At 56.9% G+C, this 13,520-nt stretch carries 13 protein-coding genes; 6 read left to right on the top strand and 7 right to left on the bottom strand.

The window, feature by feature from the left end:
- Window positions 1–66: 66 nt before the first annotated feature.
- The 3 genes from HW561_RS07155 to HW561_RS07165 form a co-directional block, all read right to left on the bottom strand.
- Window positions 67–2,421, bottom strand: a complete 2,355-nt coding sequence (locus HW561_RS07155) for a TRAP transporter large permease (RefSeq protein ID WP_176863118.1) — start codon at window positions 2,419–2,421, stop codon at window positions 67–69.
- 17 nt (window positions 2,422–2,438) lie between these two features.
- Window positions 2,439–3,365: a TRAP transporter small permease subunit gene (locus HW561_RS07160; RefSeq protein WP_176863120.1), complete on the bottom strand. Its 927-nt coding sequence runs from the start codon at window positions 3,363–3,365 to the stop codon at window positions 2,439–2,441.
- Between the two features lie 123 nt (window positions 3,366–3,488).
- Entirely contained in the window at window positions 3,489–4,571 is a 1,083-nt protein-coding gene (locus HW561_RS07165) for a TRAP transporter substrate-binding protein (RefSeq protein WP_176863122.1), read from the bottom strand.
- A 247-nt stretch (window positions 4,572–4,818) separates the two neighbouring features.
- Here HW561_RS07165 and HW561_RS07170 point away from each other — a divergent pair, with 247 nt between their 5' ends.
- Entirely contained in the window at window positions 4,819–6,252 is a 1,434-nt protein-coding gene (locus HW561_RS07170) for a cache domain-containing protein (RefSeq protein WP_176863124.1), read from the top strand.
- A complete protein-coding gene (locus HW561_RS07175; RefSeq protein WP_176863126.1) occupies window positions 6,249–6,896 on the top strand; it encodes a response regulator transcription factor in 648 nt (215 codons plus the stop codon). Before HW561_RS07170 ends, HW561_RS07175 begins: the two co-directional genes overlap by 4 nt.
- On the opposite strand, the gene HW561_RS07180 is transcribed toward HW561_RS07175, so the two are convergent.
- The gene (locus tag HW561_RS07180; RefSeq protein WP_176863128.1) at window positions 6,893–7,168 is read right to left on the bottom strand and encodes a DUF6455 family protein; all 276 of its coding nucleotides are present in this window, start codon (window positions 7,166–7,168) and stop codon (window positions 6,893–6,895) included. The genes HW561_RS07175 and HW561_RS07180 overlap by 4 nt on opposite strands.
- A gap of 139 nt (window positions 7,169–7,307) precedes the next feature.
- Window positions 7,308–8,153 carry a HalD/BesD family halogenase gene (locus HW561_RS07185; protein WP_176863130.1) on the bottom strand — a complete coding sequence of 282 codons (846 nt, stop codon included), beginning with the start codon at window positions 8,151–8,153 and terminating at the stop codon, window positions 7,308–7,310.
- A gap of 422 nt (window positions 8,154–8,575) precedes the next feature.
- On the opposite strand from HW561_RS07185, the gene HW561_RS07190 reads away from it, so the two are divergent.
- The 4 genes from HW561_RS07190 to HW561_RS07205 all read left to right on the top strand — a co-directional run bounded on the left by HW561_RS07190 (window position 8,576) and on the right by HW561_RS07205 (window position 12,376).
- Window positions 8,576–10,327: an acetolactate synthase 3 large subunit gene (locus HW561_RS07190; RefSeq protein ID WP_176863132.1), complete on the top strand. Its 1,752-nt coding sequence runs from the start codon at window positions 8,576–8,578 to the stop codon at window positions 10,325–10,327.
- Entirely contained in the window at window positions 10,327–10,728 is a 402-nt protein-coding gene (locus HW561_RS07195; RefSeq protein WP_176863133.1) for a hypothetical protein, read from the top strand. Before HW561_RS07190 ends, HW561_RS07195 begins: the two co-directional genes overlap by 1 nt.
- A 6-nt stretch (window positions 10,729–10,734) precedes the next feature.
- Window positions 10,735–11,295, top strand: coding sequence for an acetolactate synthase small subunit (ilvN, locus tag HW561_RS07200; protein ID WP_176863135.1), 561 nt, complete (start codon window positions 10,735–10,737; stop codon window positions 11,293–11,295).
- 319 nt (window positions 11,296–11,614) lie between these two features.
- Window positions 11,615–12,376: a helix-turn-helix domain-containing protein gene (locus tag HW561_RS07205; RefSeq protein ID WP_176863138.1), complete on the top strand. Its 762-nt coding sequence runs from the start codon at window positions 11,615–11,617 to the stop codon at window positions 12,374–12,376.
- A 5-nt stretch (window positions 12,377–12,381) separates the two neighbouring features.
- Here HW561_RS07205 and HW561_RS07210 read toward each other — a convergent pair whose 3' ends face one another.
- Window positions 12,382–13,155 (bottom strand): DUF2189 domain-containing protein, encoded by a 774-nt coding sequence (locus tag HW561_RS07210; RefSeq protein WP_176863140.1) that lies wholly within the window; start codon window positions 13,153–13,155, stop codon window positions 12,382–12,384.
- A 92-nt stretch (window positions 13,156–13,247) separates the two neighbouring features.
- Window positions 13,248–13,478, bottom strand: a complete 231-nt coding sequence (locus tag HW561_RS07215) for a hypothetical protein (protein WP_176863142.1) — start codon at window positions 13,476–13,478, stop codon at window positions 13,248–13,250.
- Window positions 13,479–13,520: the final 42 nt, after the last annotated feature.

A 13,520-nucleotide genomic window follows, 5' to 3' on the forward strand; every position in this document is an offset into this window, starting at 1 on the left:
GGTATAATCCGACAAAGCAAAAGGGGGCCGATTGGCCCCCTTTTTCAATTTGATTATTTCAACAGATCAGTTCGGTATCAGGTCCGGCACGATGGTCACGATCGCGGGGAAGAACCACAGGATCGCGATACCCACGACCTGAATGATCACGAATGGAATAATCCCACGATAGATATGCCCCGTCGTGACCTCTTTCGGCGCCACACCTCGCAGATAGAACAGCGCAAAACCGAACGGTGGTGTCAGGAACGATGTCTGCAGGTTCACTGCGACCATGATCGTCACCCATTTCGGATCGAACGATCCGCCATAGATCACCGGCCCGACAATGGGGATCACGATGTAGATGATCTCAAGAAAATCCAGAACAAAGCCTAGGAAGAACAGCACCAGCATCACGATCAGGAAGACCGTAAACTCGTTGTCGAAACTCTTGAGGAACTGCTGGATATAGTGCTCACCCCCGAACGAGATCACCACGAGGTTCAGCAGTTGAGAACCGATCAGGATGGTGAACACCATTGACGTCACCTTGGCCGTCTCACGGACTACGGGCGTCAGAACCCCGCTGGTAAACAGAACCCAGCAGCCAAAGATTAGCCCGAACAACGCGTACAGGTAGGCCGAGTACGCGATAGCGAAGGCGATCCAGCTTTCGACACTCACGTTACCCTGATTGATGCGCAAGTCGAAGTTCACCCCCATCAGCAGAGCGATGATTACGGCAAACGTCGACCAGATGATCACCTTGCCTGACCGGCCCTGATCCTGCAGCTTGCGATAGGCCGCCAGCATGATCGCACCACCTGCACCCAGCGCCGCCGCCGGTGTCGGGTTGGTGATGCCCCCCAGAATTGACCCCAAAACCGCGATGATCAGAACCAGCGGTGGAAACACCACCCGGATCAGATCATTGGTGGCACAGCGCGCCGCGGCTTCTTTGCAACCGTAAATCGCCAGGGCAAACGGTAAAGCCAGCAACAGGAAAGTCACCCCTGATGACGTCGTTGGCGCGACCAATAGCACATCGACCAGCAACATCAGCAGCAGGCCGATCCCACCCAGGATCAACGGCTGTGGCGACCGCGACGGGGCGATGCCCCGCCCCATAACCAGCGTCAGCCCCAATAGCACGACGATGACGGCAACACCGGTTCCGATCGGAGCGGTGGCCGCGATCTTGGCGTCGCGTGCGGCGACCAGTTCGTCCTCGGTCAGGCGGTGCGCCTGAGACACTCCTCCGGCGGCATTAATCTCGTCCTGCTCGGTCACGGCCTGATCCCAGGCCGACTGACCATGCAGCTCGATCATTGCCGCCTGGCACTCTGCCGAAACATTGGTACGCAAGGACGCGCCCTGCCCGACATCCGAGAACCCCGAAACGGTGATATTCTGACTGCCAATCACGCCGACACTGCCCAACATGGCCGCGCCAACAATCAGGGCGACAGGTGCACCCAGTAGCCAAGTCAAACCTTCAGAGCGCGTAATAGGCTCACCACTACCACCTGACATCGCAACAGCAGGCGCTTTCTCCGGGTTCAGCAGCGCATACCCAAAGGCATAAAGCGCATACAGCAACGCCAGCATGATCCCCGGCAGCAAGGCCGCCTGAAACAGCGTTCCGACTGAAACAACCGCAGGTTCACCCAGATAGGTCAACGCATCGGTACAGCCAGCGTCAACCGCGCGGGTCTCTTGCGCGGTCGAATAGAGATCGCCCGCCAGCGTACCAAGCAGAACGATCACGATAGACGGCGGGATGATCTGACCAAGCGTACCCGACGCTGCGATGACACCAGTAGCCAGTTCCGGCGAATAGTTGTTGCGCAGCATGGTCGGCAGAGCCAGCAGGCCCATCGTCACCACGGTCGCACCAACGATGCCGGTCGAAGCCGCCAAAAACGCGCCGACAACCACGATCGACACTGCCAGACCGCCCGGCAGCGGGCCAAAGACTCGCGCCATGGTGGTCAGCAGATCATTGGCGATCTTTGAGCGTTCCAGCGTGATGCCCATCAGAACGAACATCAAAACCGCCAACAGCGTTTCGATGGACTGCCCGGCCAGAACACGCTCGTTCATGCGGTTGACGATGAACGAAACGTTGCGGTCCAGTGCGGTTTCCCAGCCTGACGGGAAGACCGGCGTACCGAACCTTGGCAGATCCGGGTATCGGAACACGGATATCGCGTCCGGCTTGACCCCGGTGGCGACCAGATCCCGATACATTTGCGACCCGGTATCAATTGCCTGATGTACCAGCAGCCCGGCGCTGTCCAGCGCGGCGATGATCCCGAATGAGATGATCCCGGCCCCACCGATGGCGAAGGCCACCGGGAAACCGGACAGGATGCCTCCGAAAAGGCAGAAGAAAACGATAATGAGGCCTATCTCAACGCCATCAAGTCCGAATAACATTGTCTGGGTCTCCGTCCCTAATGTGCGCCTTCGTAGGCTTCTTCACCCTCGCCAAGGCTGTCCTTGTCGAGGTACTTTCCAACGCTTTCCGGCCCTTCCACGTATTCCAGATACGAACGGTACAGGAACGCGATTGCGTGCAGGAACACCATGGCGGCGAACGCCACCAGCAGTATCTTGAACAGGAAGTAGCCATTGAAGCCGTTGGGACTGAAACCGATGGTTTCGACATTCCAGCGCAATGCGCGGGACTTCATCACCAGCCGATCCAGCGTGTCACTGGCCGAGGGTTTCGGCACGATCAGGTGTCGCCACATGAAGTACCAACCATACATCCAGGTCAGAACCGCCATGGGCATCATAAATAAAATCGCGCCCAACATGTCCACGACGCGTTTGGCCCGGTGGCTGATACCGGCATAGATCAGGTCCACCCGGACATGCCCGCCCTGCACAAATGTGTAAGTACAGCACAGGCAGACTACCATAGCGTTGTAGAGCTTCAGCTCTTCAGCAAACCAACTGATATCCATCTGAAACGGAATACCCAGACCAAAGGCCATGTCAGGTCGGGTAAAAACCCGTTGCATGAAAACGATGACGATCTGCTGAATTACCATCAACAGACCCGCCCAGGCAAAGAAGCGGCCAGTGGTATTGGCAAAGCCTTCAAGACCCCGCACCATGCCCCACATAAAGCCGCGGAAATACAACCCGATGGCCGTCAGAACCAAAACCAGTGCAAAGATTACAAAGAAGAACTCGACCGATCCGCCATAGTAGACAAAGCGCATGATCGCCTCTTTGTCCGACCAGTTCAGCCAGAGCTGCGGATGCGTGATGGCGTATCCGAAATTATAGAAGGCTTCGGCAATGTTCTGAACGAACCAGATCAGTCCGTTCCACAGGGCGCCGAAAAACGAGATGCCGTTATCGTCCTGCATGTTGTCCCCAGGTCACGTCAGTTGCACTGCTATGATTATAGCGGATTTGTCCAAACCGCGTATATGCAACAAGAAAGGTTTCCCCGCAGGTGCGGGGAAACCGTTTGGTCGAAGACTTGGCAGTTAGCCGCGAACGCGGTTGCGCTGAGCAGTGTAGACACCCGACGACAGATCCAGCCATCCTGCTGACGACGCCGAGGACGCCATTGCGCTGTCGTGGATCTTTTTAAACAGCTCATCGCCCATGTTTTCGTCCAGAACTTCTTGGCTGGCCTGACCGAAGGCATCCCAAACACTGTCCGGGAATTCCATGACCTTGACGCCACCAGACTGCAGACGCTGCAGTGCCGCGCCGTTGTTGGCCAGGAATTGCGCCAGGTTCCACTGGTGCGCTTCGGCCGCTGCGATCTCGATGATCTTCTGTTGACCCGGTGTCAGGCTGTCGAACACATCGCGGTTGGTTGCCAGCGACAGACCCGCATTCGGCTCATGGAAACCAGCGGTATAGTAGACTTTGGTGATTTCCTGGAAACCGGCCTTTTCATCCGCCCACGGACCAATCCACTCGGTTCCGTCAATCGCACCCGACGACAGTGCCTGATACACTTCCGAACCCGGAATATTCTGTACGGAAGCGCCCAGTTTACCCAAGGCTTTGCCGCCCAGACCGGGCATACGGAACTTCAGACCGTTGAAGTCTTCTGGGCTGTTGATCTCTTTCGAGTACCAGCCACCCGCCTGCGCACCGGTGTTGCCGGCCAAGAATGATTTCAGGCCGAAGATTTCGCCCAGCTCGTCATGCAGCTCCATGCCGCCATCCTGGTAGTACCAGTTGACCATTTCCTGCGCGGTCATGCCGAACGGAACAGCCGTGAAGAAGGCGTAACCCGGGTGCTGACCCACGAAATAATAGTCCGCCGCGTGGTACATGTCGGCCTGGCCCGACGACACCGCATCAAACACTTCGAACGCGCCAACCAACTCGCCCGCCGCTTTGATCTCGACATTCAGGCTGCCGTCCGACATCGCGTTGATGCTGTCGGCACAACGCTGTGCACTGTCAAACACGCCCGCAAGGCCGCGGCCCCACGAGGTGACCATGGTCAGTGTGCGCTGACCCTGTGCATAGGCCGGAGCCGCCAAAGCGGTGGCCGCAGCAGCCGAGCCGCCCAGCGCGGATTTTTTCAAAAATGAACGACGATCCATATGAGTGTTCCTCCCCTTCATAGTCCTTGTCCGGAATACATCCGGACCTGTCGCATTCAGTGCGCGTCAGCCTAATGAGAGAGAGATGAAAGGGAATACCTATTACTGCGTAGAGCCACAGATTTCTGACCGGTTTATGCCAAAAACACGGGCAAAGTCCCGGTCCAGACCGAGATTTACGGGCATCTGTAGCGCCATACGTCCAATCTTTTTGCATTTTCGCCGCCGCTTGCGTATCGATTCGACCATGCAAAGATTCCGAAATCTGGTCTCGCTGACCTATGCGCAGAAATTGTCCCTTGTGGCGGCGATCCCTCTGGTCGTCGCTGTTGCCGCAATTGCCGTGCTGGTCGCGTACGAGGCCCGCGCAACAGCCGAGCGCGAGATTCAGGCGCTGGAACGCAGGTTGATCGAGGCAAAAAAAGAGGAATTGCGAAACTACGTGACCCAGGCCCGCAATGGGTTTGCTTATATCTATGGCCGGGCCGAGCCGGATGACGACATCGCAAAGAACCTCGTCTCGCAAATTCTGTCGGCGATGATCTATGGACAGGACGGGTTCTTTTTTGTCTACGACTACGACGGCACCAATCTGGTCAGCCCGCGACAGACGCAGTTCATCAATCGCAACTGGGAAGGCCTGACCGACAGTAATGGAACTCCGATCGTGGACGAGTTCATTCGTCTGGCGCGACAAGGCGCTGGCTGGCACAGCTTCATGTGGCAAAAGCCCACGACCGGGCAAGAGGCACAGATGATCGCCTATGTCGTCGGCCTGCAGGACTGGCGCTGGGTGGTGGGCACCGGCGTTTTCATCGACGATATCGTTGCCACCGTTGCCATTGCCCGGGCCGAGGTTGAGGCGCGTGTGCAGCGCACATTCATGTATATCGGTGCCATTGTCGTGTTGGCTGTGCTGATCGTTTTCGCCTCGGGCATGATGCTGAACATCCGCGAAAGGCGGCTGGCGGATGCCAAGCTCAAGGAACTGACCCAGCGGGTGTTCGACGCGCAGGAGGAAGAGCGCGGACGAGTGGCCCGTGAGCTGCATGATGGGATCAGCCAGATTCTGGTGGGCGTGCGCTATGCGCTCGACAATGCCCGCCGCCGCCTTTCACGTGGCGATGACGCAGGCGCCAGGGCACCGCTCGACAAGGGCGTTGATCACTTGGGCACGGCCATCACCGAGGTTCGCCGCATCAGTCGCGATCTGCGCCCCGGTGTGCTGGACGATCTGGGTCTTGGCCCTGCACTGCGGGCGCTGACCGATGATTTCCGGGACCGCACCGGGATCGAGACCGAGTTTTCAACCGTCGTGTTCCGCAACCGGCTGGATCAGGACGCTAAGATTGCGCTGTATCGCATCGCGCAAGAGGCTCTGACAAATATCGAGCGCCACGCGGATGCAACACGTGTTACCATTGATCTGCGCGGCCACAAGAAGGGCGCGACCATGCGCATCACCGACAATGGTCGCGGATTGCGCCGTGAACCCGGTATGCACAGTACTGGAATTGGTCTGCGCAATATGCAGGAACGCATCGAACAGCTTGACGGATCGTTACGTATTCTGTCATCACGCGGACCGCGTGGTGGCACGGTGATCGAAGTCAGCCTGCCGTTGAGCCATCTGTTGCCGCCGCAAGAAGACGCAACACCAAACCGAAAGGCCGGAACATGAGTATTGAGATGATCCGTGTCCTCATTGTCGACGATCATCCGATGGTGGCCGAAGGCATCCAGTCCATCCTTGAAAGCTATAACGATATCGAAGTGGTCGGCACACTGGGCAGTGGGCAGGCTGCGGTAGATCAGGCCACGCAGCTGGCCCCGGATGTCATCCTGATGGACCTGAACATGCCCGGCCTCAGCGGTCTCAGCGCCACCGAGATCATACTCGAACGCCTACCCGAAACCCGCATCCTGATCCTGTCGATGCATGATAGCCCGGAATATATCTCCACCGCGCTCAGCCACGGTGCCAAAGGGTATGTTCTGAAGGATGTCCCAACGGATGAGATCAGGCAGGCGATCGACGCGGTGATGCGGGATGAGCGATATTTGTGCACCGGGGCAAGCGGCTCACTGGAACCTAAAGGCGGCAGCGCGCGCGAGGCGCTTACAGGCCGTGAACAGACGATCCTGCTGGAACTGGCGCAGGGCAAATCCAACAAACAGGTGGCGCTGGCGCTGGATATATCCGTGCGAACGGTCGAGACTCACCGCAAGAATATCAAGCGCAAGCTGGGAATATCCTCCACAGCCGGGCTGACCCGCTATGCGTTGGAACATGGTGTGCTTCAGGGAACCGGCGTCGGGTTCTAAAGCTTGGAGCGCAGTTTCTCCAACGTACCCTTGTTCAGACAATACTCGGGCGTCTCGCTGACCGGCCCTTTGTATTCGGACAACCAGACTTCGCAGGCTTCCACAAGCGCGCAATTGCTGCAGCGTGTGACCATTTCCGAAAAAGACGCCAGCGCTTCGGGGTCGCGCATGATCTTTTCGGTCAGGTCAACGCCGATGGTTTCGGCCATGCATTGCACAAGTTCGGAGTGACGTTCAAACGTCTCTTTTGGCAGGTTTTGCCCATCGGTCATGCCTGTTCCTCCTGTTTCGGCATAAGTCAGACGTGTCCTGACCTGTCGCGATCAAAACCTACAGAGATCGGGAGACCGCGCCTTGATCTCGCTCAAGGCGTGGATTTCGGGGTATCTGTCGGGAGGGCTTGCCACTCAATCAGTCTTGCAAGCCATCTCCGCGCACCCCTTCGCGTTCATGATGATGCGGCAGGACCCGCCCATAAAGCTGCCGGGTCCGTTCGACACCGCCACACATGCCCTCGACCTCGACAAACGAGAATATACCGACATAGCGCTGCCTATGACCACGCACCGGGGCCACCCGATGCAGCGAATAACGCCCCTTGAATATCTGCAGATCGCCGGGTTGCAGCCCCAGCCGGCGAACCTGTGACAGGTTACCGTCCAGAACCGAGGCAACGGTTGCAAAATTTTCATCGTCAGCGCTGCGCAGGTTGGGCGCGAATTCGAACGCGCCGCCTTCTTCACCATTCTGAATGGCCAGTGTCACCGTGTAGTTGTTGGTGTCAAAATGCCAGGGAAAGCCCTGCCCTTCTTCAACCACGTTAATGATCACATCCGCCAACGGGTCGTCATAGCGAAAGAACTTGTCTTCAGGCTCATTCAGCGCCGTGCGTACGAATGGCAAAAATCCCTCGAATTCGTAAATCCGTCGCAACGGACCCGTTTTGGCGAAATTATCCGCCGACACAAACGCATTCGAACGGTCGTAGAACCGCCGTATCGGGTGGGTCGCGTCCAACCGGGGATCGTCTTTGGTGAAATACGCGTTCGTGCGGTTAAAAGATCGATGCGCTTTGGACGCGACGGATTCCGCCTCCTGCACCAGCAGATCAATTCCCTGTTGATGAGCAAAACCGGGCAACACGGCGCACCCATCCTGATCCAGCTCGCGCTGCAGATCCTCGATCATCCTGTCGTAGGCCGACGAATCCGGGCGGTCGATCGGATACCGGCCCAGATCCACTAAATCGTGTAGCATGTTCCGCCTCCTGTGTTCGCACTGTCAGGATCAGCGTGACGCAGAGAAGGCTGTCGGTCATGCCCGTTTTAGACATTGACCTGACGCTTTCAGACAAGTCGGAATGCTGCTGCGTAACCCGTTTAGAGACCGAATTTCCCGGAAATTCCCAAGGTGCGGCAATCTGCGCAATAAAATGTCGCAAAATCCACCCTGTGAGATAGAAAATTGGTGCAATTGCCTGTTGACGCCCCTTCGCCCCGCTCATAATGTCCCAACACGCACAAAGGAGCCTCTGGCAATGAGAACGCTAGTCGTAATCGTAGGAACCACGCGCATGGGCCGGTAACGGTACACCATAACCTTACCCATGCGCCTCCGAAAATCTCGGGGGCTTTTTTTATGCGAAACGCAAGACACATGTCGCGAACGGAGCAAAGCAGATGACACGTGAGATGACCGGCGCAAAGATGGTAGTTCAGGCCCTCAAGGATCAGGGCGTGGACACAGTATTCGGATACCCCGGTGGCGCCGTCCTACCGATCTATGATGAGATCTTTCTGCAAAATGACATTCGTCACATTCTGGTCCGTCATGAACAAGGTGCAGTTCACGCGGCCGAGGGGTATGCCCGGTCTACCGGCAAACCCGGCGTTGCGTTGGTGACATCCGGTCCCGGTGCAACCAATGCTGTAACCGGCCTGACTGACGCGCTGCTGGATTCGATCCCGATTATCGTGCTGACCGGACAGGTTCCGACCTTCATGATCGGCTCTGACGCCTTTCAGGAGGCCGACACCGTTGGCATCACTCGCCCCTGCACCAAGCATAACTGGCTGGTAAAAGACACGGACTCGCTGTCGGCAACCATGCACGAGGCGTTCCATGTCGCAATGTCAGGTCGGCCCGGTCCGGTTCTGGTCGATATCCCCAAGGACGTTCAGTTCGCCACCGGCGACTACAGCGCCCCTAAACCATCGACCTCGCATTATCAGCCGGTTGTAAAAGGGGATCTGGAAGAGATCACCGAATTGGTTGCCGCCATTGAAACGGCGAAAAAGCCGGTGTTTTATACCGGCGGCGGCGTCATCAACTCTGGCCCTGCGGCCAGCCAATTGCTGCGTGAGCTGGTGGACGCGACCGGTTTTCCGATCACCTCGACCCTGATGGGTCTGGGCGCGTATCCCGCGTCGGGTGAGAACTGGTTGGGCATGCTGGGCATGCACGGCTTGTACGAAGCCAATCTGGCGATGCATGACTGCGATCTGATGATCAACATCGGCGCGCGGTTCGATGACCGGATCACCGGGCGCATCGACGCATTTTCACCTAATTCGAAAAAGGCGCATATCGACATTGATCCGTCCTCAATCAACAAAGTGATCCGTGTGGATATCCCGATTGTGGGCGACGTGGCGCATGTACTGGAAGACATCCTGAAAGTCTGGAAGGCACGTGGCCGCAAGACGGATACTGCGAACATCAAACAATGGCAAAGCCAGATCGCAGAGTGGCGCAAGGTGAATTGCCTTGCCTACACCAACAGCGAAAAGACAATCAAACCGCAATACGCGTTGGAACGGCTTGAAGAACTGACCAAAAAGCACGACCGCTATATCACCACCGAGGTCGGTCAACACCAGATGTGGGCGGCTCAGTACCTTGGCTTCGAAGACCCCAACCGTTGGATGACATCCGGAGGGTTGGGCACCATGGGCTATGGTTTCCCCGCTTCAATCGGCGTGCAGATGGCGCATCCGGAAGCGCTGGTGATCAACGTCGCTGGTGAGGCCTCGTGGCTGATGAACATGCAGGAAATGGGCACCGCGACACAGTATCGCTTGCCGGTGAAACAGTTCATCCTGAACAACGAACGCCTTGGTATGGTGCGTCAGTGGCAGGAATTGCTGCATGGCGAGCGGTATTCGCATTCATGGTCCGAGGCCCTGCCCGATTTCGTAAAACTCGCTGAAGCGTTTGGTGCCAAAGGTATCTTATGCTCGGACCCTGCTGATCTGGATGACGCGATCATGGAGATGATCAACTATGACGGTCCGGTGATCTTTGACTGTCTGGTAGAAAAGCACGAGAACTGCTTCCCCATGATCCCGTCGGGCAAGGCCCACAACGAGATGCTGCTTGGCGAGGCTGAAACCCAGGGCGTGATCGATAGTAAAGGATCGGTTCTGGTGTGATGGAACCATTGATCTGTTTCAATTCCGATCGCTTTAACCCGACACGGGATGAGGTGGATGAGCAAGCGGATGACTACATCAATCCGGATGTTTTCGGCAAAGAACTCAGCGCGTTCCTGTGTCAGGAACTCAAGAAAGCCGGCCATGACATCACGTTTTCATGCGCCGAAGACTGGGGCTGGTATCACGAGGTTCAACATGACGAACCTTTTGCCTTGGTCTTCGGTTGCGCGAATTACGGCGATGGCCACATGGTCCAGTTCGCGCCCAAAACCGACTATGTGAGGAAAATGTTCAAAAAGTATCACGCGGCCCCCAAGGTCAATGCCCTTCGGGAGACGATCTGGAACATACTTGAGAACGCAGAAGGCATCTCGGGCCTTCATTACGAAAAGGACTAATCTGGCATGTCTGCCCTACATATCAAAAAAGGCTCCACCCGCCATTCGGCCTACAACCTACGGCCCACCTTCTCGGACGTTCAGGAACGCCATACGATTGCGGTTCTGGTCGAGAACGAACCGGGTGTTCTGGCGCGGGTCATCGGGCTGTTCTCGGGCCGCGGTTACAACATCGAAAGCCTGACCGTGGCCGAGGTGGATCACACTGGTCATCTCAGCCGCATCACCATCGTCACCACGGGCACGCCGCAGGTGATCGAACAGATCAAGGCTCAACTGGGCCGGATCGTTCCGGTTCACGAAGTGCATGACCTGACGGTCGAGGGTCCTTCGGTCGAGCGCGAACTGGCGATTATCAAGGTCGTCGGCGAAGGCGACAAACGGGTCGAGGCACTGCGGCTGGCCGATATCTTCCGCGCCAATGTGGTCGACAGCACGCTGAACTCTTTCATCTTCGAGATCACTGGCGCGCCCGACAAGATCGACGCATTTGCCGACCTGATGCGCCCCTTGGGTCTGGTCGAGATTGCCCGCACGGGCGTCGCTGCCCTGTTGCGCGGCGACTGATAAAAAAATAACCCCGCCCCCTATCGGCCTACAAGGTCAGGGCGGGGATTGCCCATCCGGGTTTACGGTTTGCATACCCATTGCAAAATTGCGAATATGTATGCGTTAAATTTGCCATAACGCTTGTATTTCTGCATTAACATCACGCATTTAAAAATTAAGCCTATTGCGTTTGCCATCTGGTGCGTTAGCTTTTGCACCGCATTGCAACGTCGGGATACGTTGCATGGGGTCATCTGTACGATTTTAATGCGTGTTCGGCCTTCGGGTCGGCGCTGCCGTGTTTTCACCAAGATACTTGCCAAAGTCTGGGACGACCATGACCGACGACATTCGCAGCCCTGCTGAGATACGTGCCATGTTTGGCTCGAACCTCAGACGGCTGGCGCGGCAATACCCGACCGTTTCAGAGCTATGCCGTCAGCTTGGCATCAACCGGACGCAATTCAACCGATACCTCTCGGGTGAAAGCGTTCCCCGTCCCGACGTTCTGGACCGGATTTGTCGCTTTTTCGATGTAGACGCCCGTATCCTGCTAAAGCCGTTGGATGGCATCCCATCGTCGAACCGACACCCGGCGGCCTCGACCCTGACCGAGTTCCTGGGCTTGGGCTCAGATTCACTCAGCAAAACTACACTGTTGTCTGGTTTTTACGCAGCGACCGAGTACACGCCATCCTGTCATCGAACGACGCTTTTGTATGCCCGTCAGTTGCCGCAATGCACGCTCATACGTGGTTATGAATCGCGGGCCATCATGCCGGGCGCGACGTCAAAGGCACGCGAAATTCAGGGCATCGCGGCCTGCACCGGAGAGCACGCCTATATTCTGATGTCACGCCGGGATGGCGAAAACAGCCACATCTATTTGATCGCGCGGGAGGCAATGGAAGGCATTGACCAATGGCGCGGCACCGTGGTCAGCCCATCCGCTCTGCCCCCTGCAACAGACGGCCCCCGTCAGGTCACTTGGAGGCATCTGGGGCAAGACACTGCGGCTGTGCTGGATACGGCGCGAAAGGCGCTGAAGGGCGTGATGCAGGATGCATCACACGCTCGGCCAGCTCAAGTTATGGCTTGATCGACTTACGTGTCGCTGCCCTGCGTGATCTGGCGATAGAGGTGCCAGCTTGCGTGTCCCAACAGCGGCAGCACAATCAAAAGCCCCAGGAACCATGGCACCATGGATAAGAAGGTAAGCGCCGCAACGAACACCCCCCATCCCAGCATGACAGGCATATTGGCCGAGACATAGGAAAAGCTCGAGATCATCGCGGTCACGAAATCCAATTCACGATCCAGCAACATTGGGATCGACAGAACAGAGATCATGTAGAGCACAGTGGCAAAAACCGCCCCTACGGCGGAACCGACCGCCAACATCGTCAACCCATTGGATGTCAGGAACACCTCGAACGAGGATGAGACATTGGTCATCGTCGACAGCCCCATGAACAGGGCAAAAATCATGTGCGCCAGAAAGAACCAGAACAGAAACATCACCACGATGATGGCACAGATCGAAGGTAGCTGACGGCGGCTCTGTTGTAGTACCACACCGAAGATGGCTCGGATATCCAGCGGCTCCCCCTGCTCCAGCCGATGAGAGACTTCGTACATCCCAACAGCCGCAAACGGGCCGATCAACGGAAATCCGATGGCGGCAAGAACCAGCCAAAACGTTGTCCCGGTTTCTATCGTGAGCCAGGCCATCGCCCATCCCGCCAACACATAGAAACCCGCGAATATCAGACCAAATTTCGGTGCGCGGCGAAGATCGGACCAGGCCCGGTGTAATGCCGTCCGCAGCATGGCGATATCGACTGGTCGCATTTGGGGAACACCAAAGGGTTTTTCCATTTTTGTCTTTCTCCTCCCGTTCCGGCGTTAAGACGTCGCCGGCCTTCTTTTTGGTCACCCGGTAGCAGCGTGACAGGCCGCCCCCCAAATGACTACAGACGCTGATCCGAACCACGCGACCCGAACACCTGTATCCCCATGGGCAGACCAGTTGGCCCAAACCCTGCAGGTGCTGCCAAACACGGCAACCTGATCGGGCTGATTGATGGCATCACAATGGCGCTAACCTTGTCATGGGCCTCGACAATCGGATCCATTGCGGACAAATGCCGGTGCAACAACCGATCCAATAAATCTAAGGCCGAGGTTTGAGTCAGGTCCATCAAGTTCCGCGCTCTTGCTGTTTCAGGCCAGCCTAGCGAGGC

The sequence above is a fragment of the Ruegeria haliotis genome (assembly GCF_013377785.1).
Lineage (GTDB): Bacteria > Pseudomonadota > Alphaproteobacteria > Rhodobacterales > Rhodobacteraceae > Ruegeria > Ruegeria haliotis.